The following is a 22,531-nucleotide window of genomic DNA, read 5'->3' on the forward strand; positions in this document are numbered from 1 at the left end:
CCCATAACCTACAAGGCTCGAAAATGGAACTTCTCGACAATCACTGGCAACCGCAAACTCCGCTCCAGTCGCGTCCGGCGGAGGTTTCCACGGCTGTGGACCGTGTTCTGATCATCGCTTACCGCAAAAAGAAAAAAGAGAGCCAACGTCGCTTCTGGGCGCGTTTCGGCGTCACGCAGTCGCGCGGCAGCCGCTTCGAATCGGGCGCTGAGATTCCGGCGCCGGTGTCGATTTTGCTGGGTCTGTATTTCACGAAGACGGTTTCCGACGCCGACCTGGGGCGCGCCGAACGCGTGATGTACAGCCGCGACGCCGCCGCGCTGCTCAACCCGGGTCAATAAGCCCGAGCTGAGCCGCGATCACGGCTGCCGCACGTCGCGAATTCACCCCGAATTTCGTCCTGATGTTTTTCATATGGAAGTTCACCACGGCTTCCGAGCAGCTCAGGATGTGGGAGATCTCCCAGGTGGATTTGCCGCGTGCGGTCCATTTCAGGCATTCGCGTTCGCGCGGCGTCAACTTCGGCAATACCGTCTTGGCATGCGTGTTCAGATGCCGCTGACTGGTGTCGATCACGAGATCGCGCAACAACACGAGGTTCGGCAACGCCGAGTTGACATGGCGCTGAAACTTGTCGGACAGATTGCTCTCGTTGACGAAGCACATCATGCCGGCTTCCTGATTCGGCCCGTGAATCGGCAGCGATACGCCGGAGCGCAGGCCGTATGAGCGCGCTTCCTCGAAAAGCGACCGCTGCTCCTTGCTGGAGCAGATGTCTGGCGTCCAGATCAGCGGCGCGGAGTGCGACAGGCAATGCGCGACCGTCGGGTCGTAGTGGGCCATGCCTTCCTCGTCATACATCTGGCGCCATGCCGGCGCATAGGTGCTGCGCAGGTAAGCATCCTCCAGACGCATGGTGGGGCGCGGCAGCATCGCGACCAGGATTCTGTCGAATCCCCATGTGTCGGCAAGGCCCGCGATCGCGCCAAACCATTCCGTCTCGTCGGCAGCGTCCAGCAGCGGTGCCATCTGCTCGATAAAATGTAGCGACAATTTTTGGCTCTCTCAGGCTCGCAAACGTGCCATTTACGGTTAATCGCAGGTCGGTATTTCGACCGCCCGTTTTATCCGCATAATCTATCACTAAAAAACGGTTTCGCAATGCTGCAAATCCCTGTGCAGCAGGCGAAAACCGCAATATGTCGGTCAGCGTTCGGCGAACCGAAATACTTTTCTTAGCTTGCCCAGGATTCGCGCGTCATTGAAAAGGCTAATCGTCGGCGGGCGCCGCATGTTAATGCGCGTTATTGACAGCATTATGGCCATCCTCTCTTTTATTAATCGTCAGCGTTCGATTATCTGTAAAGCGGATTATTGCCCGACCGGCCGGTTATGCCCTGAAAAGCGGCTGCGGCGAGCGCCCCGTGTGTTGCCCTCAGCCGCTATTGTCATACGAAATTAAGACAGACCTATCTCAACTTTGCATCTGCCGATGGGGGGCGGTTGGATGCCGCTCCGGGTCCAGGTTGTTTGACGACATCGGAACGCCGATGCTACCGTGCAACTCCCGCCTCGCGCGCCCCTGCGTGGACCACCATGAACGAATCTCCGCTCAACGCCGATGAATTCGCCGCGTCGGTCATGGCCGTGCCGCCCCTCGCGCGCCGCGCCGATTACACGCTCGACGCCGCGCAGAATCGTGCGCTGATCCGCCATATCGAGGCCGGCGGCGTGCGTACGCTGCTATACGGCGGCAACGCGAACCTCTATCACGTCGCGCCGAGCGAATACCGCGAATTGCTCGATCTTCTCGCCGAGGCTGCGGGCCCCGCGACTCGCGTGATTCCGGCGATCGGTCCCGACTACGGCAAGATGCTGGATCAGGCGCGCATCCTCGCGCAAACGCGTTACCGGACCGCAATGGTGCTGCCGCTCGGCGGTTTCACGACATCCGAGGGCGTGGCGGCGGGGCTTGCCCGCATCGCGGATACGGCGGGGATGCCGCTCACGCTGTATGTGAAGAGCGAAAACTACGTGGAGGTCGATACGCTTGCGCGGCTGGTCGAGCGCGGCACGCTAAGCGCAATCAAATACGCGATCGCGCGCGACGATCCCTCTCACGACCCGTATCTGCGCCGGCTGCTGCAACAGGTGCCGGCCGCGAAAATCGTATCGGGCATGGGCGAGCGGCCGGCGCTCGTGCATCTGCGCGAGTTCGGTCTGGCCGCGTGGACCACCGGATCCTGCTGCATCGCGCCGCGCATGGCGATGGCGTTGCTGCGCGTGGTCCAGGGCAAGCAAGGCAACGAAGCCACCGCCCAACGTCTATACGAAGCATTCCTGCCGCTCGAAACGCTGCGCGAACAGATCTCGCTGATTCGCGTGCTCCACGATGCGGTGAGCTTCTCGGGCATCGCCGCGATGGGCCCGCTGCTGCCGTTGCTCAGTTCGACGCCGCCCGAGCATCATGCGAAGATCGCGCACGCCGCGCAAACGCTGCTCGCGCTCGAACGCGAATTCGCGCAATCCCATCCGAACCTCTCCGACACCCAGGCACCCGCATGACCAACGACAGCCGACGTTATCCCGATCCGTCCATCCGCGTATTCGATCCGCGCTTCAAGCCGCTGATTCTCGCGTCCGCATCCGTCGAGTGTCTGTACCAGGGCACGCGCTGGTCGGAAGGGCCCGTGTGGTTCGGCGACGGCCGCTATCTGCTATGGAGCGACATTCCGAACGACCGCATTCTGCGCTGGGACGAAACGACCGGCGCGGTCAGCACGTTCCGCCAGTCGTCGAACAATGCAAATGGCCATACGCGCGATCGCGAAGGGCGTCTCGTCAGCTGCGAGCATCTGACTCGGCGCGTTACACGCACCGAATACGACGGCTCGATCACCGTGCTAGCCGACCGCTATCAGGGCAAGCGCTTTAATTCGCCGAACGACGTGGTCGTCAAATCGGATGGCTCGATCTGGTTCACCGATCCGACCTTCGGCATCGACAGCTTCTACGAAGGCGAGCGCCAGGAATCGGAATTGAAGGCCTGCGTGTATCGGGTCGACGGCCAATCGGGTGAAGTCACGATGGTCGCCGACGACATACTCGGCCCGAATGGCCTCGCGTTCTCGCCGGATGAATCGTTGCTGTATATCGTCGAATCGCGCGGCGAGCCGCGCAAGATCCGCGTGTTCGACGTCGCCACCGACGGTAAAGGCAAGGGCAACGGCGCGCCGCTGTCGAACAATCGCGTGCTGATCGATGCGGGCCCGGGCACGCCGGACGGCTTCCGCGTCGATGTGCATGGCAACCTGTGGTGCGGTTGGGGAATGGGCACCGATGAGCTCGACGGCGTGCGTGTGTTTAGCGCGCAAGGTGAACCGCTCGGTCATATCGCATTGCCGGAACGCTGCGCGAACGTGTGCTTCGGTGGCCGGCATCGCAACCGGCTGTTTATGGCCGCGAGCCACGGGCTGTATTCGTTGTATGTGAATACGCAGGGTGTGCGCGGCGGTTGATCGCGTGAAGCGGGCCTGCATTCCAGAGGCGGCAGCGGGCCGACGCCGGCGCCGCCGGTAAAGCCCTCACCGAGCCAGTCGTCCGCTGGCCTGACAACGTCCGCCGTCCGCGCATCGCATGCTCGGGTTTGTCCCTGGATGCACCATGCAAACCATTGCGCGACAAGGATTTTCCTTGAAAAAGGCTGCTTTCGCGCACCCTACGCGACCAGGACTATTTGCTTGACATCGGCTGTTGCGCTTCGCTATGTTCCATTGGTAGAAAGACCCTGCCCGCGGCGCATCCAGGCGGCGGGCTTCCATACCAAAAAGCGAGGAGACGCAATGACTGTTTCGCACAGGTTGTCGCTCAAGCTGGTATCCGCATGTATCGCGGCGAGCGCCGCTTTCACCCCTATCGCGCACGCGGCCGATCCGGTCACGATCAATATCGTCGACGTGGCCGGCGATCTGCAACTCACGCAAAAAGGTTTCGAGGCGTTCAAGGCGAAGTATCCGAACCTCGTCTCGAACATCACGTTCACGAATGCCCCCGCGCCTCAATTGCCCGGCAAGATCAAGGCGATGCAGGGCGCGGGCCGCTCCGATATCGACCTCGTGCTGACCGGCACCGACGCGCTCGCGGCCGGCATCGAGCAGAACCTGTGGATCAAGCTGCTGCCCGACAATGCGGCGCAGTTCCCCGGCGTGCTCGATAAATACGCACCCGGCCCGCGCAAGATGCAGGATCTCGCCCAAGGTTATGGGCTCGAAGTCGCCTATATGCCGGCCGGTCCGCTGCTCGAATACAACCCAGCCAAGGTCAGCGATCCGCCGAAGACGCCCGAGCAATTGCTGCAATGGTGCAAGGCGCATCCCGACAAGCTGATCTACGCGCGGCCGGCGAATTCCGGTCCGGGGCGCACGTTCCTGATGGGCTTGCCCTACATCCTCGGCGATAAGGATCCGCAGGATCCGGTGCATGGCTGGGATAAAACGTGGGCGTTTCTGAAGCAGCTCAACGATTGCATTCCGTACTATCCGGGCGGCACCGCCGCGGTGATGAAGGAACTCGGCGAGGGCACCCGCGATATGACGGTGACCGTGACGGGCTGGGACATCAATCCGCGCGCGCTCGGCATCGTGCCGGCCGAATTCCGCGTGCAGCCGTTCGACAATATGACGTGGGTCAACGACGCGCACTACATGGTGATTCCAAAGGGCGTGCCGAAAGAAAAGCTCGACGTGCTGTACAAGATGATGAACTTCATGCTGGAGCCGGCGCAGCAGGCGTTGACCTACGACGACGGTTATTTCTATCCGGGCCCGGCGATCAAAGGCGTGACCGTCGAACAGGCACCCGCGCATAGCCAGGAGGTGCTGCAGAAGTATGGCCGGCCTGAGTACGCGAAGATGCTGGCCGATCATCCGCATGCGTTGCCGCTTAATGCGGCCGCGATGGTCGCGGCTTTCAAGAAGTGGGATAGCGACGTCGGCGCGCAGAAGACCCGCTAGGTTTTGCCGTCGCGTTCACGGCACCTCGCAACATCCGTTGCGCCACGCGGATCAGGAAACCGCCATGAAGCATCACTTTGAGCAATTGCGGCTCGATTCGGTGAGCCGCAGTTTCATGAATGCGCAAGGCCACGCGATTGCGGCGCTACGAGGCCTCGATCTGACGATCCGGCGTGGTGAATTTATCGCGTTGCTCGGGCCGTCGGGCTGCGGCAAGTCGACGGCGCTCAATTGCATCGCCGGCTTGCAGCCGCTCACCGGCGGTGGCATCTGGCTCGACGACCGGCGTATCGACGTGCTGCCGCCGGAGAAGCGCGGCTTCGGCATGGTGTTCCAGAACTACGCGCTGTTCCCGCATATGAGCGTGCTCGACAACGTCGGTTTCGGGCTGAAGATGCGCGGCGTCGGCAAAAGCGAAATCGCGCGCCGCGCCCGCGACGCATTGCAACTCGTGCAACTGGTCGGCCATGAACACAAACTGCCCGGCCAGCTATCCGGCGGTCAGCAGCAGCGCGTCGCGATTGCACGTGCAATCGTGATCGAGCCGCCGCTGATTCTGATGGACGAGCCGCTGTCGAATCTCGACACCAAATTGCGTATCGAAATGCGCGCGGAGATTCGCCGCATTCATACGCAGCTCGAACGCGCAACGCTCTATGTCACGCACGATCAGGATGAAGCGCTGTCGATGGCGGATCGCATCGTCGTGATGAAGGAGGGCGTCGTGCAGCAGGTCGCGACGCCGAAAGAGGTCTATACGCGGCCGCGCAATCTGCATGTCGCGCGTTTCATGGGTTATCGCAACGTGGCCGAATTCACGCTCGAAGGCACCCAGGGCGATGGCGTGATCGTCAGCGCGGACGGCGTGCGGCTCGTCGGCACGCCGATGGCGGGCTTCGACAGCAAACGCGTCAGCGTCGCGCTGCGCCCCGAAGACATGGAGCGTGCCGAGCCCGGCGCGGACAATACCTTCGACGCGTTGATCGACGCGGTCGAATACGGCGGCCACGATTCGCTGCTGCGCGTAAAGACCTCATTTGGCGACGTATGGGCACGTGTGAGCGGCGAATTCGTGCAAGGCGAGCGCATCAGCCTGCGCGTGCGGCCGTCGTGCGTGCTGGTCTACGAAGCCGAGGCCGCATGAATACGCCGACGCTGTCGCCACCGCTGACACCGCGAGCGCCACGCGACGCGAAGGCATGGCTCGTCACGCCCGCGCTGCTGTTTATCGTCGCGCTATTCATCTATCCGTTCGCCTATGGTCTCGCGCTGTCGTTCCGGCCGATGAACGGCGGCAGCGTATGGGCCAACTATCTGACATTCTTCACCGATATGTCGATGTGGCCGACGATCCTCGTCACGCTGAAGCTCGCGGTGCCCGCGACGCTGATCAACGTCGGCGTGTCGGTGCCGGTCGCGTTCGCGCTGCGCCGCTATTCGCGCTATCAGAAGATCGTCACGACGTTGCTGGTGATTCCGGTCACGCTCGGCACGGTGCTGATCGCCGATGGCATGCTCACCTATTTCGGCCCGCACGGCTGGCTGCCGCAGGCATTGCAGGCGCTGCATCTGTACACGCGGGAGGTGCGCCTCACGCATAACTTCACCGGCGTGCTGTTGTCGTTGATCGTGTCGGGGTTTCCGTTTGCGTTTCTATTGACGCTGTCGTACGTGACCGGCATCGACCCGACGCTCGCGAGCGCGGCGGCCACGCTCGGCGCGAGTCCGTGGCAGCAGTTTCGCCGCATCTATTTTCCGCTGCTGGTACCGGGGCTGACGATGGCCGCGTGTCTGTCGTTCGTGCAGGCGTTCTCGGTGTTTCCGTCGGCGGTGCTGCTGGGTGCGCCCGCCGGGCCGACGCGCGTGATGTCGATTGCCGCCGCCGAAGCCGCGTTCGAAAGCTACGATTATTCGCTTGCGTCGGCGATCGCGATGGTGATGGGCTTCGTGCAACTGATCGTGGTCGCCGCGCTGCTCGGCGCGCGCCGCTGGTTCTATCGCGGCCCCGCCACCGGAGGCAAAGGCTGATGACGACCGATCATCAACCGGCGCGGCATGCACGCCAGCACGCCAGCATCGCCGGCCGTATCTGGCAGGTGCTGGTATGGGCGGTGATGGCGTTCTTCCTGATCAACGTCGTGCTGCTGATCGCGACCGTCGCGGTCAATTCGATTGCGACGCGCTGGTTCGGCACCGCGTTGCCGCAAGGCTTTACGCTGCACTGGTACGCGCAGGCATGGAGCGATTTCCAGCTGGCCAGCGTGCTATGGGTGACCGTGCAGGTGGTCGGCGCGGTGGTGCTGCTGTCGATCGCACTCGGCGTGCCGGCCGCATATGCGCTCGCGCGCGTGCAATTTCGCGGCAAACGCATCGCGATGCTGATCTTCCTGTTGCCGTTGATGGTACCGCCCGTCACCTACGGCATTCCGATGGCGACCGTAATGTACAAGGTCGGGCTCGCCGGCACGTTGTGGGGGGTGATTCTCGCCAACCTCGTGCCGGCGTTGCCGTTCGTGATTCTGGTGATGACGCCGTTTATCGAACAGATCGACCCGAATCTGGAGTCGGCCGCGCGTATTTTCGGCGCCAATACGCTGCGTTATTTCCGTTATGTGCTGCTGCCGCTGCTGGTGCCCGGTATGCTTGCGGCTGGGCTGCTCGTGCTGGTGCGCACGATCGGCATGTTCGAGCTGACGTTCTTTACAGCCGGTCCCGCGACCCAAACTCTGGTGGTTGCGTTGTACTACGCTGTATTTTCAACCGGCGTGCGCGCTCCGCAGTCGATCGATGCGATGGCGATGATCTATATGGCGATTACGCTGATCTGGGTGCTGATCGCGCTGCAATTCGTGAGCCCGACGCAGATCGTCTCGCGCGTGAAGGAAGAACGGCACTGACGCGCATTCGGCGATACCCTGGAGCAGACGTTGACGAAAAGAAAGACCCCCGAGGAATTACGCAGCCATCGCTGGTATGGCGTGAACGATCTGCGTTCGTTCGGACATCGTTCGCGCACCGCGCAGATGGGCTATAGCCGTGAAGAATATGCGGGCAAGCCGGTCATCGCGATTCTCAATACATGGAGCGAGATCAGCCCGTGCCACACGCATTTCGCGCAGCGCGTGGAGGAAGTGAAGCGGGGCATCTGGCAGGCCGGCGGCTTTCCGATCGAGTTGCCGGTGCAGACGCTTTCCGAGCCGTTCCAGAAGCCCACCACGATGCTGTATCGCAACTTCCTTGCGATGGAGGCGGAGGAAACGCTGCGCTCGTATCCCGTCGATGGCGCGGTGCTGATGGGCGGCTGCGACAAGACCACGCCCGCGCTGCTGATGGGCGCGATCTCGATGGATCTGCCGGCGATCTTTCTGCCCGCCGGGCCGATGCTGCGCGGCAACTGGAACGGCGTGACGCTCGGCTCCGGCTCCGACTCGTGGAAGTACTGGGCCGAACTGCGCGCCGGCACGATTACGCAGGACGACTGGAGCGGCATCGAAGGCGGCATTGCACGCTCGCCGGGCCACTGCATGACGATGGGCACCGCATCGACGATGACGAGCGCGGCCGAAGCGCTCGGCTTTACGCTGCCGGGTTTCGCGTCGATCCCGGCACCGGATTCGCGTCATGCGCAGTTCGCCGCGAAGACCGGCATGCGCATCGTCGAGATGGTGTGGGAGGATCTGAAGCCATCGGACCTGCTGACGGCCGCGGCGGTCGATAACGCGGTGACGACCTGCGTCGCGCTGTCCGGCTCGACCAATGCGGTCGTCCATATGATCGCGGTCGCGCGGCGCGCGGGTATCGCGTTGACGCCCGATCGCTTCGACGAGATCGCGCGCCGCACGCCGGTCCTCGCGAATATCCGGCCGACCGGCGCGTATCTGATGGAAGACTTTTTCTACGCGGGCGGCCTGCGCGCGCTGCTCGCGGAACTCGGCGAGTTGATCGATCGATCGCAGAAGACCGTCAATGGCCGCACGCTCGGCGAAAACCTCGAAGGCGCGCAGATTTTCAACGACGAGGTGATTCGCCGCCGCGACAAACCGCTGCTGCCGCATAGCAGCCTGGCGGTGCTACGCGGCAATCTCGCGCCCGCCGGCGCGGTGATCAAACCCGGTGCCGCCGAGCCGCATCTACTCGTGCATACCGGCCGCGCGGTCGTGTTCAGCGACTACAACGATATGGCCGCGCGTATCGACGACGACGCGCTCGATATCGACGAGACCTGCGTGCTCGTGCTGCAGCATGCGGGGCCGGTCGGTGCGGGGATGCCCGAGTGGGGGCAGTTGCCGATTCCGCGCAAGCTGCTGCAAAAGGGTGTGCGCGATATGGTGCGCATCTCGGATGCGCGGATGAGCGGCACGAGCTACGGCGCGTGCGTGCTGCATGTCGCGCCGGAATCGTTCGTCGGCGGCCCGCTTGCTCTGGTGCAAAGCGGCGATCTGATCGAACTCGATGTGCCGCGCCGCGCGCTGAACCTGCTCGTATCCGACGATGAACTCGCGCGCCGCAAGGCCGCGTGGGTCAAACCGGCGCCGCGCTTCGAGCGCGGCTATGGCGCGCTGCATCAAGCGCATGTGTTGCAGGCGGACCTGGGCTGCGACTTTGATTTTCTGCAACGTGACGGCGGCGCGCGCGACGCCGTAGCGCAGGCGGCGCATCCAACGAAGGACGGCCATGCGGACGAGCCGGAGATTCACTGAAGCTAAATCGGCCGTCACGTGGATTGTCGGATCAGCACGATATTTTTTATCCGCGATGCCGTTGAAGTAACCAGTCAAAGATAAACAAGGCAAAGCACGCACCGAAATTGAAACGGTGCGTGCGGCGTTATTTACTGATTATTAGGAATAAACCCGGTGTTTCAAACGCCGGGCTCGCCGCGCGAGAACCGCGGGCATGCTTATTTCAGCCGATGTAATTCGATCACGCGCGTGGGCCGTAAATGATTGAGCGCGTAGTGGATACGGCCACGGTCCCGGCGTTGCCCCACCGGACGCGGGTCGTCGTACTGATGATCGGCTGAATACACACCTTGCGGCTCGGCCATGCCCTTGTCGACCACCGCATACCCCGGCGTGAGCGCAAGCAGCAGATGATTGCCGCCGACCCGGCTATCGAAGCCGGCCATGCCGTCGAGCGCCTCGGGCACGCTGTTGTCCAGCGTCGCGTTGCTGGTGGTGATCTCGTCGGGCGAGATCGGGCTGTGCCCCGCGATACGCGCGGCTTCGTGGTTCTTGCCGTCGGTATCGACAGTGCTGTCGTGGGTGCGGTCGTTGTGCAGGTCCGTGGTGAGCGGGTCCTTCCGGTCCGGTTGGGTGCCGGCGTTTTCTGGCCTGGTGATCGCGCTGTTCATCGTGCATTCTCCTGAAGAGGACATGGTTGAAGTCAGCAAAAGCCGTTCCGGGTGGCACGGCGCCTCTCTGTCCAGCAGTCGCGAATCGCATCAAAGCCGTGCTGTTGCGACCCGCGTTTCCGTTTGCGATTGATTGACGATTGCGTCCGGGTTTCTTTTCGTTTTTTTTAATGGACGAGCATTTTCTACAGAGTATGATCTTACTCCGGCGAGCGATGCGCGGTTAAATTGACGACATGCTCCGACCCGTTCCACTATGGTCGGAAATAACGAACAACAAAATGGCCGCGCGACTGAAAACATGTTACGGGGCTGTCAGGGGCGGGTGACACATGCACTTTGATGCTGCATTTACACATCGCGGCTATCTGTTGAATTGTGAACCGGCGCGCACGGGCGACGGCTCGTGGCAGCCGTATGTGGTGATCTCGCGCTCGAGCGACGGCGAACTGGTCGCCAACCGTTTTTTCCCCACCGACTTGCGCTTTTCCGACGAGGCCGCCGCGATCGCGCACGCGCGCGACTGGGCCGTGCGCTGGATCGATGCGAGCAGCGTGACCATCTGAAGAGCGGACGAACGCGGTGCGTGGCTCGGTTAGCGCGCACGCCGCATCGCTCCACCGGCCCATGCCACCCATTCGGCTGATCGCGCCATGCCGCGCGAGCCACGATAAAACGCGGTAATCTCTGCGCGTAACCACTTCGAACCGTGCTCGACGCACGGCGCCGTTCCCTATGTCCAACGTGCCTACCCAGAACTGGGGCCTCGAACAGATCGTCGCGGACCTGCGCGCGTCGCGCGAACAGTTGCATCGCACGCGGCATCCGCTTGGCATTCGTGAATTGCCGTCGCGCGAGGCCGTGGTCAACATCGTGACCGGCCTGCGCGCGGCGCTGTTCCCGACGCATTACGGCGCGCCCGATCTGACTGACGAGACCGTCGACTACTACGTCGGCCATATCCTCGAAAGCACATTGCGTCTGCTCGCCGAACAGATTCGCCGCGCGCTGCGCTTTCTGCCCGAGTTCGGCGCGACGCCGGATGCCGAGTTGCGGGAGCGCGCGTTCGCGGTGGCGCGCGAATTCGCGCAGCAGCTGCCGGGCATTCGTGCACTGCTTGTCAGCGACATTCAGGCGGCGTTCACCGGCGACCCCGCCGCGCAGCACATCACCGAAATCCTGCTGTGCTATCCGGGCGTATGGGCAATGACGCATCACCGTCTTGCGCATGCGCTGCATCGCCTCGGTGTGCCGCTGCTCGCGCGCTTTATCAATGAGATCGCGCATTCGGCGACCGGCATCGATATTCACCCAGGCGCTACGATCGGCCCGAGCTTCTTTATCGACCATGGCACCGGCGTCGTGATCGGCGAGACCGCGATCATCGGCGAGCGCGTGCGTGTGTATCAAGCGGTGACGCTCGGCGCAAAGAGCTTCGCGGCCGATGAGGACGGGGCGCTGATCAAGGGCAATGCGCGGCATCCGATCGTCGAGGACGACGTCGTGATCTATGCGGGCGCGACGATCCTGGGACGCGTGACGATCGGGCGCGGCTCGGTGATTGGCGGCAATGTGTGGCTCACGCATAGCGTGCCGCCGGGCAGCAGCGTGTCGCAAGGCAAGATCCGCGAAGGCGAGCGCGCGGCCGAGGGGCCGAAGTGATACGCCGCTTGATGCCCGCGCGCGGCTCTGCCGCCGCGTACCTTTCTGCGTGAGCGGCGAAGCATGTGCCGCGGCCGCGTACTGATGCGTCGTTGCGCGATTGCCGGCGTCGAAGCGACGGTGGCCGATACCGCGCATTCGTTTCCGCGCCATTCGCACGATCGCTTTGGCGTCGGCGTGATCGTCAGCGGCGGGCATCGGTCGGCGAGCGGGCGCGGTGTCGTCGAGGCGCGCGCGCACGATGCCATCATGGTCAATCCCGGTGAGGTCCACGACGGCAGTCCGCTCGATGAACGCGGGCGTGCGTGGCGCATGCTTTATTTCGAGCCGTCGATAGTGGCCAGCGTTGGCGCTGAACTAACCGATACCGTGGCGCGCGACATCGAACTCACGCAGCCGGTCGTGCACGATCCGTTGCTGACGCGGCTGTTCGAGCGGCTGTTTGCGGTATCGGTGCTGGCACCCTGCCTACCCGACGATCTGATGACGGAAGAGGCGCTGCTCTCTCTGCTTGCGCATCTGGTGCGCGTTCATGCGACGAAGTCCGCGCGAGCGCGTGTCACCGCGGCGAATGGACCGATTGCACGAGCAAGAGCACGCATCGACGACGATCCGGCCGCCGCGCTGAGCCTCGCCGATCTCGCCGCCGAGGCGGGCGTGAGCCGCTTCCAGTTGCTGCGTGCGTTTGCGCAGCAGACGGGCTTGCCGCCGCACGCGTATCGGATGCAGCGACGCGTGTCGCTGGCGAGGCGATCGATCGCGAGCGGTGCGACGCTCGCCGATGCGGCCGCCGTCGCGGGCTTTGCCGATCAAAGCCATATGACGCGCGCGTTTGTGCGTCTGCTCGGCGTGACGCCCGCGAACTATGCGACGGCGATTCGGTAAGCACTGCAGGGGTGGGCATTGAAGCCGGGAAATTTTGCGCACTGCTTTCGCTTTGTGAAGCGCGCGGCTCGCGTCATCCCACTCACCAATGCCGCAACCATGGCAATTGGTATGCGCGATGCAGCCATACATGTGCGCCGATAAACCATGCGACTGCCCACGACATCGCGACGACGATCAGATCGCAATGCCCGCTGTTCCACAGATTCAATGAATGCCGTCCGGCAATCCACGGCACGCCGAGCGGATTCGGCCAGTCGGCGAGCAGATGCATGAGGCCGCCGCACGCGAAGCCGAATGCCGGCGCCGCGTAAACCGAATGCCCGAGCATGTGATACGACACCGCGAGCAGCACGAGCCAGCCGATGCCCCAATGCGTGAGCGTGCGATGCGTGATCCACAGCCGCCGCGCGCGCGACCACCATGCAACTTCGAGCCAGTCCGGCGCGGTGCTGCCGGCTACGCCCGCGATAAAACTCAGCAGCACGCCCACGTGAAACGGACCACCGCCGATGCGTGCGACGGTTGCCGCCGCGATGACGCCGGCTGCGAAACCGGTTGCATGATGTGCTTTGCTGGATGCCATCGGCAGTCGCGGCACGAGCGCCGCATGAAAAACAAAGGGCGGCTATGTTCGCAGATGAGCGGATAAAAAAATAGCCGATACGCGAGGTAAAAATCGCGCATCGGCTAGATGTTTACGACGCCGTGTGTGTCAGCGTGCGATCTTTTAACAGGCAAGGTCTCAGGATGCGCAGCGCGCGATATCGAAGCGCAGTTCTGATTCAGGTGGATCGTCGGGCGCATTGGCCGGATGCATGACCTTGATCACCGTGCTGCCGTTCAGCGGTGTCAGCGTGACGAAATACGAGTTGTTCGAATCGGCGCCGACCGCAAGCTCGGTCGCGTTGCCTGCACGCGATGTGCGCACGCGCGGCAGACGGTCTTCGAGACAGGTGGCAATGGAGTCGACCGTGCGCGACGACGACACGTACACCATCGGTACGGACGCATCGCGCGCGGGGCCGCTCGACGAACCGCAGGCGGTGAGAACGGCAGTGATGGCGATAGCGGGGGTAAGCAGCAGAAGTCTTTTCATGATCCGATCGTCGGCGTTCCCGGTCATGCATGGGAAAGTGAGGCGCGGGCGAAGCGCGATGCGCTGGCGTGCAGCGCGATGCTTCGCGACGAAGCCGCCTGGCATCGGTCGAGAGATCGTGGCGTCTTGACGTGTTGATCTCGCGGCGAGTGCGGCGGCCGGGGCAGTATACCCAGCGCGGATGGGCATCGTCACTATGCGTGGCTATCCGGCTGGCGAGATGGCGGCAAATCGTAAGGTCGATCAAAAGGAGGCGTGAGGTTGACCATCGACAGCCGGTGCGTGGAATCGGGCTGGTTTTCGATCCGACAAATATCTTCCGATTTAACGAAGATAATTACCGCTGCATGAATATCTAATTGCAAAACATATAACAATCGTTAATTCCGGAATTGCGGGGTTAATTGCGCCAGTGCGGATCGGAGAAAAGGAAAGCGTTGTTTGCATCAGCGAACGGATGCTCAGGCAAGCATGGACATGTTGCGTGAAGGTGACGGCGTCCGTCGCCCAGACCTGACAGAACGTAATAAGCGGCTGTGGTGGCCGTCGATTCCTGCTGTTTTTCGCAACGTATTGTTCCGTGACTGTCGTTTAATTCGGATAAGTCGGCCCATTTATAATTTCGTTTGACACCTTCGACCAAGGGTGTCTTTTTCATTTTTACACGCGACCTTCGGGTCGCGTTTTTTTATACAAATTTAAATCCCGTTTATATCTCGTGGAAAATCGCGCAATAGACTTATCCGGCCGGTGCGTGGCTTTGTCGTTCCGGTTGGGGCTTGTCCATTCGTCATAGTGAGCCCGGCAATGCGCGCCGGGCGGGTAAAATCGCAGGTTCGAATGTATTTGCGCCTCGCGAAGTGAGTGAACCTGTGATGAACGACACGCCTTTTTCCACGTCCGGCGAAACGAACGCCGATCCGCTGCCGGAAGATTCCTCCGCGCCGCATGACAGCGTGCACGAAGATCGTCTGTGGTGCGATAACGGCTGGACCGCACGCATCATCAAGAATGAAGACGACGAAGGCTGGGCCGTCGAAATGATCAAGGACGGAGAGGCGGAGCCCGCGCTCGTCGGACCATGGACGATGGGCCGCAACAAGAAAGACCCGAAGCCGCTCGACGTATCGGCGTTCAACACGCTGGTGAAAACGGCGTCGGAAGTGCTGCGCCGCCATGAACAGCAACTGCGCGCGCAACTCCATAAGGCGGTGCGGGTGCCGAGCGCGGATGGCAACGATGAACTCGATATCACGCTCGATATCGTGCCCGACGAAGACGAGCCCTATGCGTTGCTGAGCGCGCTCGATAGCTTGGGCGAGCAGCTTGCGCAGGTGCAGGTCGCGCCGACGTTCAAGCTCAGCAAGGCCAGCGCGACGGCATGGGTAGAAAACGAATTTCGCCGGCCCGGCGGCTAAAGCCTGAAGAAACGGAATCGAAGCCGGCGAGGCCAGAGGTGTTATCCAGCTGGCGAACGCCGCGCTCGCAAACTCATTCGCGCTTGCAGAAAATCGCCGTGATTAGCGGCGCGACATGATGGACGATCGCCGTGCTGCCGGCATCCGCAATCGCGGCACGGACTTTCTCTTCGGCACCGAACACCACCGCGCCGTACGCGGATTGCGCGAGCGGCTCGCCGTCGCCGACCCGGAATAGCGGGTCGTCTTTCTGGAAGCCGACCACCGCGAATACGCGAAAACCGAAGGCGGTCAGATTGGCATCATGCGTCGGCGAAAACGCGTTGATCGAGTTGCGTTCGACATGCGTTGGCTTCGGGTCGATCAACTGCTGATCGAGAAGGTCGGCAATAAACTGATGGCCGCTTTCATTGCAAACGAGCGGCGCGTCGAGCGTGACGGCGAAACCAGAAACCGGCAGTCCGGCGGCCGCGACGAATAGTAGTAGCGAGGTAAAAAAGCGATTCATGAGCTTAGACGGCAATCCTGATTCGATGTCGTGGATTCGCAACGGCCGGCGGCGCGGCCTGACGGCCCGCGTGGCGCGCGTACCGAGGGAATTCCACATGGCAGGCGCGACAGGATTCGCACTTTATCGTGATTCGACGGATCCCGCTTCATGACGGACACACAATTGTCATTGGCAATCTTCAAGGAAACGTTCGGGAGGAAAGCAATCTTTCTCGATCCCGTATATATTTCCGGGTTATGACTTCGAAAGCTAAATCTCCAGTTAACGTTCCGCCGCCCCGCACCTGGGACGCCCGGCTCGCCCGCCGGCTCGTGACACCGCTGGTCAATACCTGGGTCACACCGAACCATCTCACCACATTGCGCCTGCTGATCGGCGTCGCAGGCGCTTTGTGCCTTGCCCACGGCGAATTCGCGTGGGCCAATGCCGGCGCATTGCTGATCGTGCTGTCGAATTTCGTCGATCACACGGACGGCGAACTCGCGCGGATCAGCGGCAAATCGAGCCGTATCGGTCATTTTTACGATCTCGCCTGCGATGCGCTCGTCACCGTGATGCTATTCGTCGGTATGGGCATCGGTGTCGGCGGCACGCAGATCGGCGGACTGAAAGTCTCGCCGGGCGTGCTCGGCGCGGTGGCTGGCGTGGCCGTTGCGTTGATCTTCTTTCTGCGCATGCGTATCGAGGAAATGGTTGGCAAGGCCGGCACGAAGCAGGCGTCGGTCGGCGGCTTCGAAACCGAAGACGTGCTGTATCTGCTACCCATCGTCACACTGACCAGTGTCGTGATGCCGTTCGTCGTGGTGGCGTCGATCGGCGCGCCGCTATTCGCCGTGTGGGTGGTGATCGACTACTGGCGCGTCGCGCGCCGTACCGCCAGCCCGGCGGCCAAGGCCTCCGAAAAAAGTCAACTCTGGGCCAGCGAATGAGTACGCAAGCCGAAGACCCGATTACGTCCGCATCCGCGCAAACAACCGCATCCGCAGCATCTGCCGTGCCCGCGCCGGACGCCGACCGCGCGGTCGCGAGCCGCACGCGCACGTTCGACAATGCGCGTCTGCGCAAGGATTTTTCCACGCAGGGCGCGTTTCTCTACCTCGACGATTTTCTCGCGCCGGAAGTTACCGCGCAACTGATCCACAGTGCGCGCTCGATGCTCGACGAGGTGAACCGTAACTATCTGCCCGGGCATAAGCAGGGCGGTAGCGTAAGCCGCCATACGATCGATCGCCTCGCGCCGTTTATCGCCGAGCTATATCGGTCGAAGGAACTGATCGGCTGGCTCGAGCAGATGAGCGGCGACAAGCTGCAGGTGTCGCCTGCCGACGATCCCCACGCCTACGCGCTCTACTACTACACGCGGCCGGGCGACCATATCGGCTGGCACTACGACACTTCGTATTACGACGGCCGCCGCTATACGGTGCTGCTCGGTGTTATCGACGAATCGTCGTGCCGGCTCGACTACGAGCTGCATACGCGCAATCCGGATATGCCCGATCAACCGGGCTCGGTGCAGATTCCGCCGGGCGGCCTGGTGTTTTTCGACGGCGACAAACTGCGCCATCGCATTACGCCGGCAGGCGCGAACGAGATGCGTGTATCGCTGACATTCGAGTACGTCACCGACCCGAATATGCGGCCGTGGCGCCGCTTTATTTCCAATATGAAGGACGCGATCGCGTACTTCGGTTTCCGCCAGGTATTCCGTCAGATGACCTCGCGGGGCAAGGGCGCCGCATGAGTCGCGCCGCGCTGCTTCTGCTGTCGATCGGCACGGCGCTGTTTGTCGGCCTGCTCGCGTGGCAGGGGTTCGGCTCGGTCGCTTCTACCTTGCTCGCGGCCGGCTGGGGGCTCGCGGTCGTCGCGGCGTTTCATATCGTGCCGCTGGTGATCGATGCCGGTGCGATTGCGGTGCTGTTCAGGCGTGATGGCAGCGGCGGTGCGCCGCGCGATGTGTCGTTGCGCGACGCGCTGTCCGCGCGCTGGATCGGCGAATCGGTAAATAGCCTGCTGCCGGCCGGCCAGATCGGCGGCCCGGTCGTGATGGTGCGGCAGCTGTCGCAGCGCGGCATGCTGCTGCGCGATGCGGCCGCGGCAATCACGGTCAGCACGACATGGCAGGCGCTGGCGCAAATCATTTTCGCGCTTAGCGGCCTGCTGCTATTCGGCGCCTATGCCGCGCACGGCGCGCTGCGCGATCTGCAAACCGCGACGCTGATCGCGACCTGTGTGCTTGGCGCGATGATCGCCGGTTTTTACTTTGCACAGCGGCGCGGTCTGTTTGGCCGGCTGCTCGGCGTGGTGTCGAAGGTATTCGGCAAGCGCGACTGGTCGTCGCTGATGACCCGCGCGGAAGCCGTCGATGCCGCCGTGCAGTCGCTTTACGGCGAACGGCGCCGGGTGGTGGCGAGTTTCGTGTTGAGTTTTGTCGGTTGGGTCGTTGGCACTGTCGAAGTCTGGCTCGCGCTGCGCTTTCTCGGCCATCCGGTCGGCTGGATCGACGCGCTGCTGCTCGAAAGCATCGGCCAGGCGATTCGCGGCGCGGCGTTTATGATTCCGGGCTCGCTTGGCGTGCAGGAGGGCGGCTATCTGCTGCTTGCACCGCTGGTGGGTTTGCCGCCCGACGCGGCGCTGGCGTTGTCGCTCGCCAAGCGCGCGCGTGAAATCCTGCTGGGCCTGCCGGGCCTGCTGGTTTTGCACTTCAGCGAAAGAAGCTGGCAACGGCGACGCGCCCTACGGCGCATGCCCGTTGCCGATTGATCTCCGTATTTTTTCAAAGGACCGCGCATGCGCGCCATTATTCTCGCAGCGGGCCTCGGCCTGCGTCTTCAGCAGCCGCCGCAAGCCCAGTTTCCCAAGTGCCTGTTGCAGTTCGACGGGATGAGCCTGCTCGAGCGGCATCTGCAGATGCTGGAAACCGCCGGCGTCACCGACGTCGTGCTGGCGCTCGGTTTCCAGCCGGAATCGGTGCAGGCGGAACTGGCGCGTATCAACTGGCCGCATAAGGTCGAGACCGTAATCAATCCGCGTTTCGATCTCGGCAGCGTGCTGACGGTACATACGGTTGCTGACGCGCTGACGCGCGGCGGCGATGTGCTGTTGATGGATGCCGATGTGCTCTACGACGAGCGGATTCTGAATGCGCTGGTGACGGGGGAATCGGTTAATCGGCTATTGATTGACCGCGATTTCGAAGCGGGCGACGAGCCGGTCAAGCTGTGTCTGAAAAACAGCGTGCCGGTCGAATTGCGCAAGCAGCTCGCGGTAAATCTCGAGTACGACATGATCGGCGAATCGGTTGGCTTTTTCCGCTTCCGCGAGGAAACAGCGCAACGCTTTACGCAGATCGTTGCCGGCTATATCGATAGCGGCCGCGCAAATATGCCGCATGAAGAAGCGGTGCGTGACCTGCTGCTCGAGCGCACTCAGGTATTCGATACCGCCGATGTCACCGGTGCGCCGTGGATCGAAATCGACTTTCCGAACGATGTCGCGCGCGCAACCAATGAAATCCTGCCGCAATTGCAGCCGCTCGTGAGCGCATCGCGCTGAGGCGTTATTCAGCGCGCGAAATTGGTCAGGCGGCGAGTTCTGTTTGAAACATCGAAGCAGGCCGCCGCCGTCATTCCTCAAGCAGCACGTTTGCGCTATGCCGCACGGCGCTTGACTGGTCATTGCCGGTCAGGCACGCGCCGCGCCGCGGTCGCATAGCAAAATCCCCCGCGCAACAACATTTGTTGCCGCCGCAATGCCATAATCCAAGCTTTCAATCGATGGCCTAGCGGCTTGTCGTCACGCCAATGCCTCTCGCTTTGGGCACTTTTATCGTTCCGCTGATCGTCGCATGCGCGATGTTCATGGAAAACGTGGACGGCACAGTTATCGTCACGTCGCTGCCGACTCTGGCACGCGATCTCGGGCAGGATCCCATTACCCTCAAGCTTGCCGTCACATCGTATGTGATTGGCCTCGGCGTATTTATCCCGATTTGCGGCTGGGTCGCCGACCGTTTCGGTTCGCGCACGGTATTTCGCACGGCCATCGGTATTTTTATGGCGGGATCGCTGATGTGCGCGGCCTCCACTTCGCTCGATACCTTTGTGGTCGCCCGTTTTGTACAGGGTGTCGGCGGCGCGCTGATGGTACCGGTGGGCCGCATTATTATTTTCCGTTCGGTGCCGAAATCGGAATTTATCCGCGCGATGAATTATCTTTCGGTACCGGCTTTGCTCGGTCCGGTCATCGGGCCGCTGCTCGGCGGTTTTATCACGACCTATCTGCATTGGCGTCTGATTTTTGTCATCAATATTCCGATTGGTCTGCTCGGCATCTGGCTGACGAATAAACATATTGCCAATACCCGTGAGCTGTATCCGGGCCGGCTCGACTGGATCGGCTTTGTGCTGTCGGCGAGCGGCGCGTCGCTATTTATGCTTGGGCTTTCGCTGGTCGGCGGTGAGTTGGTATCGACGCATAACTCGGTCGGTATGTGTGTGATCGGCATCGTGCTGCTGGCGATCTATGTGCTGTATGCGAGCCGTGTCGCATTGCCGGTGCTCGATCTGCGTCTGCTGCGTATTCCCAGTTTTCATGCGAGCGTGATTGGTGGCTCGATGTTTCGTATCGGCCTTGGAGCCGTGCCGTTTCTATTGCCGCTTGCGTTGCAGGAAGGGCTCGGCATGACCGCATTTAGAGCGGGTGCGATTACCTGCGCGTCCGCATTCGGCTCGATCTTTATGAAGACGGTGGCCTCGCGCATTCTCCGACACTTCGGGTTTCGTACCGTGCTGATGGTCAATGCCGCTTGCGCGGGGCTTGCGATTGCGGTGTATGGATTATTTTTCCCGGGCACGCCGCATTGGTTAATCTGGTGCGTCGTGCTGGTGGGTGGCTTCTTTCCGTCGTTGCAATTTACGTCGCTCAATACGCTTGCGTATGCGGATATTCCGAGCAGCGATGTGGGTCGCGCAACGAGCGTAGCGAGCGTGATTCAGCAGATGTCGCTGGGCCTTGGTGTAACGATCGCCGGTATCGTGCTGCAGATTTCACATGCGGTGCAGGGGCATCCGAAGATCGTGTTTTCCGATTTCTGGCCGGCGTTCCTGGTGGTGGGGCTGTTCTCCTGCCTGTCGATACCGATTACCCGGCGCATGCCGCCGGATGCGGGCGATGAGATTGCGCGCGGCAATCACGGGCGTGCGTAGGTGATCGATTTGTTGCGCTTTCAGGCGGTGGTGTCAGGTAATCGAAGTGGTCTGCTGGCTTTGTTGGGCGGCTTCGTTGGCTGTGCGCGATTTACGTTCTTCGGGAAATAACGGCTCGAACGAAACGATGGTCGTCATAGCGGACGGTAGGCTTCCATGTAGGGTTGCGTATCTGGCATCCACGGCCGCCCGGCCGGCCGCATCGCGGCCCGCGCCGGCAAACCGGCTCAACCCGCCTGCTCGACCGGCGTCAATATCAATTCCAGCCGCTGCGCGCCGCGCAGCACGGTTACGCCGACTGGCTTATCGATACGCGATGCGTCGAGCGCGCGTTGCAAGCTATCCACATCCTGTACCGGCTGCATATCGATTGCGACGATCGTATCGTCGGTACGCAAGCCGCCCAGCGCGGCCGGACTGCCTTTGACGATTTCCATGACATGCACGCCGCTTTGCGCGCTTAGACCGAAATAGCGCTGCACCCGGCGCGATAACGGTGTCGTGGTGCCGGCCACGCCGATATACGCTCGCCGCACGCGGCCATGCGCAAAGATCTGCATGATCACCCATTTGGCGGTATCGATCGCGGTCGCAAAGCAGATCGCCTGCGCGCCGGGGATGATCGCGGTATTGACGCCGATTACCTGGCCCGCCGAATTGATCAGCGGGCCGCCCGAGTTGCCTGGATTAAGCGCGGCATCGGTCTGGATTACGTCGTAGATCATACGGCCGGAGTTCGAGCGCAACGAACGGCCGAGCGCCGATATCACGCCGGTGGTGACGGTCTGCTGCAGACCGAGCGGATTGCCGACCGCGATCGCGATCTGTCCGACACGCAGCTTCGACGATTCGCCAAGCTCGACATGTGGCAGCGGCTCCGGCGAGCCGATACGCAGCACCGCGAGATCGCTGCCGGGGTCGTCGCCGACCAGATCGGCATCGAATTTCGCGCCGTCGGCGAGCGTAACCTGAATATGCGTCGCGCCATGCACGACATGGCTATTGGTCAGCAGATAGCCATCGGGCGTAAAGATAAAACCCGAACCGGTGCCGCCGCACGCGCCGCGGCTATGCCCTGGCGGCTCGCCGGACATGCGGCGTTCGACGGCAATAAACGCCACTGCTTGTTGGACCCGCTCCAGTGCGCCGATTACGGTGCGGGAGTAGGCGTCGAGCAGGGCATCGTCGTGGCGAGTCAGAAGTTCGGTGGATTGCGGCCCGGGGGCGTCGGATGCGGCGCCCGACAGGTCATCGATGAAGCGTGGGCGGCTTCCCATAGCGATGCTCCGGATAATCGGGCTGCGAGATGCGGGGCGCGGCAGGCGTTTTCAAGGGCATCCGCGGGGGCGGCGCCGGGACGGCAGGCCTTTGCCTATGAGACACT

At 62.2% G+C, this 22,531-nt stretch carries 23 protein-coding genes; 17 read left to right on the forward strand and 6 right to left on the reverse strand.

Annotated elements, in window-relative coordinates; all coding sequences use genetic code 11:
- Nucleotides 1–23 precede the first annotated feature (23 nt).
- The gene (locus L0U82_RS21400) at nucleotides 24–341 is read left to right on the forward strand and encodes an XRE family transcriptional regulator (protein WP_233834284.1); all 318 of its coding nucleotides are present in this window, start codon (nucleotides 24–26) and stop codon (nucleotides 339–341) included.
- Here L0U82_RS21400 and L0U82_RS21405 read toward each other — a convergent pair.
- Entirely contained in the window at nucleotides 325–1,029 is a 705-nt protein-coding gene (locus L0U82_RS21405) for a helix-turn-helix transcriptional regulator (RefSeq protein WP_233834286.1), read from the reverse strand. The genes L0U82_RS21400 and L0U82_RS21405 overlap by 17 nt on opposite strands.
- 567 nt (nucleotides 1,030–1,596) lie before the next feature.
- On the opposite strand from L0U82_RS21405, the gene L0U82_RS21410 reads away from it, so the two are divergent.
- From L0U82_RS21410 to araD, 7 genes are all read left to right on the forward strand, one after another.
- Nucleotides 1,597–2,565, forward strand: a complete 969-nt coding sequence (locus tag L0U82_RS21410; protein WP_233834288.1) for a dihydrodipicolinate synthase family protein — start codon at nucleotides 1,597–1,599, stop codon at nucleotides 2,563–2,565.
- Nucleotides 2,562–3,518: an SMP-30/gluconolactonase/LRE family protein gene (locus L0U82_RS21415; protein ID WP_233834289.1), complete on the forward strand. Its 957-nt coding sequence runs from the start codon at nucleotides 2,562–2,564 to the stop codon at nucleotides 3,516–3,518. Before L0U82_RS21410 ends, L0U82_RS21415 begins: the two co-directional genes overlap by 4 nt.
- Before the next feature lie 324 nt (nucleotides 3,519–3,842).
- The gene (locus tag L0U82_RS21420; protein WP_233834291.1) at nucleotides 3,843–5,012 is read left to right on the forward strand and encodes an extracellular solute-binding protein; all 1,170 of its coding nucleotides are present in this window, start codon (nucleotides 3,843–3,845) and stop codon (nucleotides 5,010–5,012) included.
- Between the two features lie 64 nt (nucleotides 5,013–5,076).
- On the forward strand, nucleotides 5,077–6,156 hold the full coding sequence (locus L0U82_RS21425; protein WP_233834293.1) for an ABC transporter ATP-binding protein: 1,080 nt from the start codon (nucleotides 5,077–5,079) through the stop codon (nucleotides 6,154–6,156).
- Entirely contained in the window at nucleotides 6,153–7,040 is an 888-nt protein-coding gene (locus tag L0U82_RS21430; protein WP_233834294.1) for an ABC transporter permease, read from the forward strand. Before L0U82_RS21425 ends, L0U82_RS21430 begins: the two co-directional genes overlap by 4 nt.
- Nucleotides 7,040–7,909 carry an ABC transporter permease gene (locus tag L0U82_RS21435; RefSeq protein WP_233834296.1) on the forward strand — a complete coding sequence of 290 codons (870 nt, stop codon included), beginning with the start codon at nucleotides 7,040–7,042 and terminating at the stop codon, nucleotides 7,907–7,909. The genes L0U82_RS21430 and L0U82_RS21435 overlap by 1 nt, the downstream gene beginning before the upstream one ends.
- A gap of 30 nt (nucleotides 7,910–7,939) precedes the next feature.
- Entirely contained in the window at nucleotides 7,940–9,712 is a 1,773-nt protein-coding gene (gene araD, locus L0U82_RS21440) for an L-arabinonate dehydratase (RefSeq protein ID WP_233834298.1), read from the forward strand.
- Between the two features lie 200 nt (nucleotides 9,713–9,912).
- Here araD and L0U82_RS21445 read toward each other — a convergent pair whose 3' ends face one another.
- Complete coding sequence (locus tag L0U82_RS21445; protein ID WP_233834299.1) at nucleotides 9,913–10,365, reverse strand: DUF3005 domain-containing protein; 453 nt, start codon at nucleotides 10,363–10,365, stop codon at nucleotides 9,913–9,915.
- Nucleotides 10,366–10,697: 332 nt separating this feature from the next.
- Between L0U82_RS21445 and L0U82_RS21450 the strand changes: the two genes are divergently transcribed.
- The 3 genes from L0U82_RS21450 to L0U82_RS21460 all read left to right on the forward strand — a co-directional run bounded on the left by L0U82_RS21450 (nucleotide 10,698) and on the right by L0U82_RS21460 (nucleotide 12,912).
- Nucleotides 10,698–10,931 carry a hypothetical protein gene (locus L0U82_RS21450; protein WP_233834301.1) on the forward strand — a complete coding sequence of 78 codons (234 nt, stop codon included), beginning with the start codon at nucleotides 10,698–10,700 and terminating at the stop codon, nucleotides 10,929–10,931.
- A gap of 169 nt (nucleotides 10,932–11,100) precedes the next feature.
- Nucleotides 11,101–12,027: a serine O-acetyltransferase EpsC gene (epsC, locus tag L0U82_RS21455; protein WP_233834303.1), complete on the forward strand. Its 927-nt coding sequence runs from the start codon at nucleotides 11,101–11,103 to the stop codon at nucleotides 12,025–12,027.
- Between the two features lie 63 nt (nucleotides 12,028–12,090).
- Nucleotides 12,091–12,912 (forward strand): AraC family transcriptional regulator, encoded by an 822-nt coding sequence (locus tag L0U82_RS21460; protein ID WP_233834305.1) that lies wholly within the window; start codon nucleotides 12,091–12,093, stop codon nucleotides 12,910–12,912.
- 82 nt (nucleotides 12,913–12,994) lie between these two features.
- On the opposite strand, the gene L0U82_RS21465 is transcribed toward L0U82_RS21460, so the two are convergent.
- Together L0U82_RS21465 and L0U82_RS21470 are read right to left on the reverse strand one after the other, a co-directional pair.
- Complete coding sequence (locus L0U82_RS21465) at nucleotides 12,995–13,498, reverse strand: metal-dependent hydrolase (protein WP_233834306.1); 504 nt, start codon at nucleotides 13,496–13,498, stop codon at nucleotides 12,995–12,997.
- Between the two features lie 159 nt (nucleotides 13,499–13,657).
- Nucleotides 13,658–14,011, reverse strand: coding sequence for a hypothetical protein (locus L0U82_RS21470; protein WP_442793646.1), 354 nt, complete (start codon nucleotides 14,009–14,011; stop codon nucleotides 13,658–13,660).
- A gap of 875 nt (nucleotides 14,012–14,886) precedes the next feature.
- On the opposite strand from L0U82_RS21470, the gene L0U82_RS21475 reads away from it, so the two are divergent.
- Nucleotides 14,887–15,429, forward strand: a complete 543-nt coding sequence (locus L0U82_RS21475) for a hypothetical protein (RefSeq protein WP_233834309.1) — start codon at nucleotides 14,887–14,889, stop codon at nucleotides 15,427–15,429.
- A 73-nt stretch (nucleotides 15,430–15,502) separates the two neighbouring features.
- On the opposite strand, the gene L0U82_RS21480 is transcribed toward L0U82_RS21475, so the two are convergent.
- A complete protein-coding gene (locus L0U82_RS21480; RefSeq protein WP_233834311.1) occupies nucleotides 15,503–15,937 on the reverse strand; it encodes a hypothetical protein in 435 nt (144 codons plus the stop codon).
- 239 nt (nucleotides 15,938–16,176) lie between these two features.
- Here L0U82_RS21480 and L0U82_RS21485 point away from each other — a divergent pair, with 239 nt between their 5' ends.
- The 5 genes from L0U82_RS21485 (at nucleotide 16,177) to L0U82_RS21505 (ending at nucleotide 21,147) form a co-directional block, all read left to right on the forward strand.
- Nucleotides 16,177–16,869, forward strand: a complete 693-nt coding sequence (locus tag L0U82_RS21485; RefSeq protein WP_233834313.1) for a CDP-alcohol phosphatidyltransferase family protein — start codon at nucleotides 16,177–16,179, stop codon at nucleotides 16,867–16,869.
- Complete coding sequence (locus L0U82_RS21490) at nucleotides 16,866–17,684, forward strand: HalD/BesD family halogenase (RefSeq protein ID WP_233834314.1); 819 nt, start codon at nucleotides 16,866–16,868, stop codon at nucleotides 17,682–17,684. Before L0U82_RS21485 ends, L0U82_RS21490 begins: the two co-directional genes overlap by 4 nt.
- The gene (locus L0U82_RS21495) at nucleotides 17,681–18,703 is read left to right on the forward strand and encodes a lysylphosphatidylglycerol synthase domain-containing protein (RefSeq protein WP_233834316.1); all 1,023 of its coding nucleotides are present in this window, start codon (nucleotides 17,681–17,683) and stop codon (nucleotides 18,701–18,703) included. The genes L0U82_RS21490 and L0U82_RS21495 overlap by 4 nt, the downstream gene beginning before the upstream one ends.
- 27 nt (nucleotides 18,704–18,730) lie before the next feature.
- Entirely contained in the window at nucleotides 18,731–19,495 is a 765-nt protein-coding gene (locus L0U82_RS21500; protein WP_233834317.1) for a phosphocholine cytidylyltransferase family protein, read from the forward strand.
- Nucleotides 19,496–19,743: 248 nt separating this feature from the next.
- Nucleotides 19,744–21,147, forward strand: coding sequence for an MFS transporter (locus L0U82_RS21505; RefSeq protein ID WP_233834319.1), 1,404 nt, complete (start codon nucleotides 19,744–19,746; stop codon nucleotides 21,145–21,147).
- Between the two features lie 227 nt (nucleotides 21,148–21,374).
- On the opposite strand, the gene L0U82_RS21510 is transcribed toward L0U82_RS21505, so the two are convergent.
- Nucleotides 21,375–22,424 (reverse strand): S1C family serine protease, encoded by a 1,050-nt coding sequence (locus tag L0U82_RS21510; RefSeq protein WP_233834321.1) that lies wholly within the window; start codon nucleotides 22,422–22,424, stop codon nucleotides 21,375–21,377.
- Between the last annotated feature and the right edge of the window lie 107 nt (nucleotides 22,425–22,531).

Origin of the sequence: Paraburkholderia sp. ZP32-5 (assembly GCF_021390495.1) — a bacterium.
Lineage (GTDB): Bacteria > Pseudomonadota > Gammaproteobacteria > Burkholderiales > Burkholderiaceae > Paraburkholderia.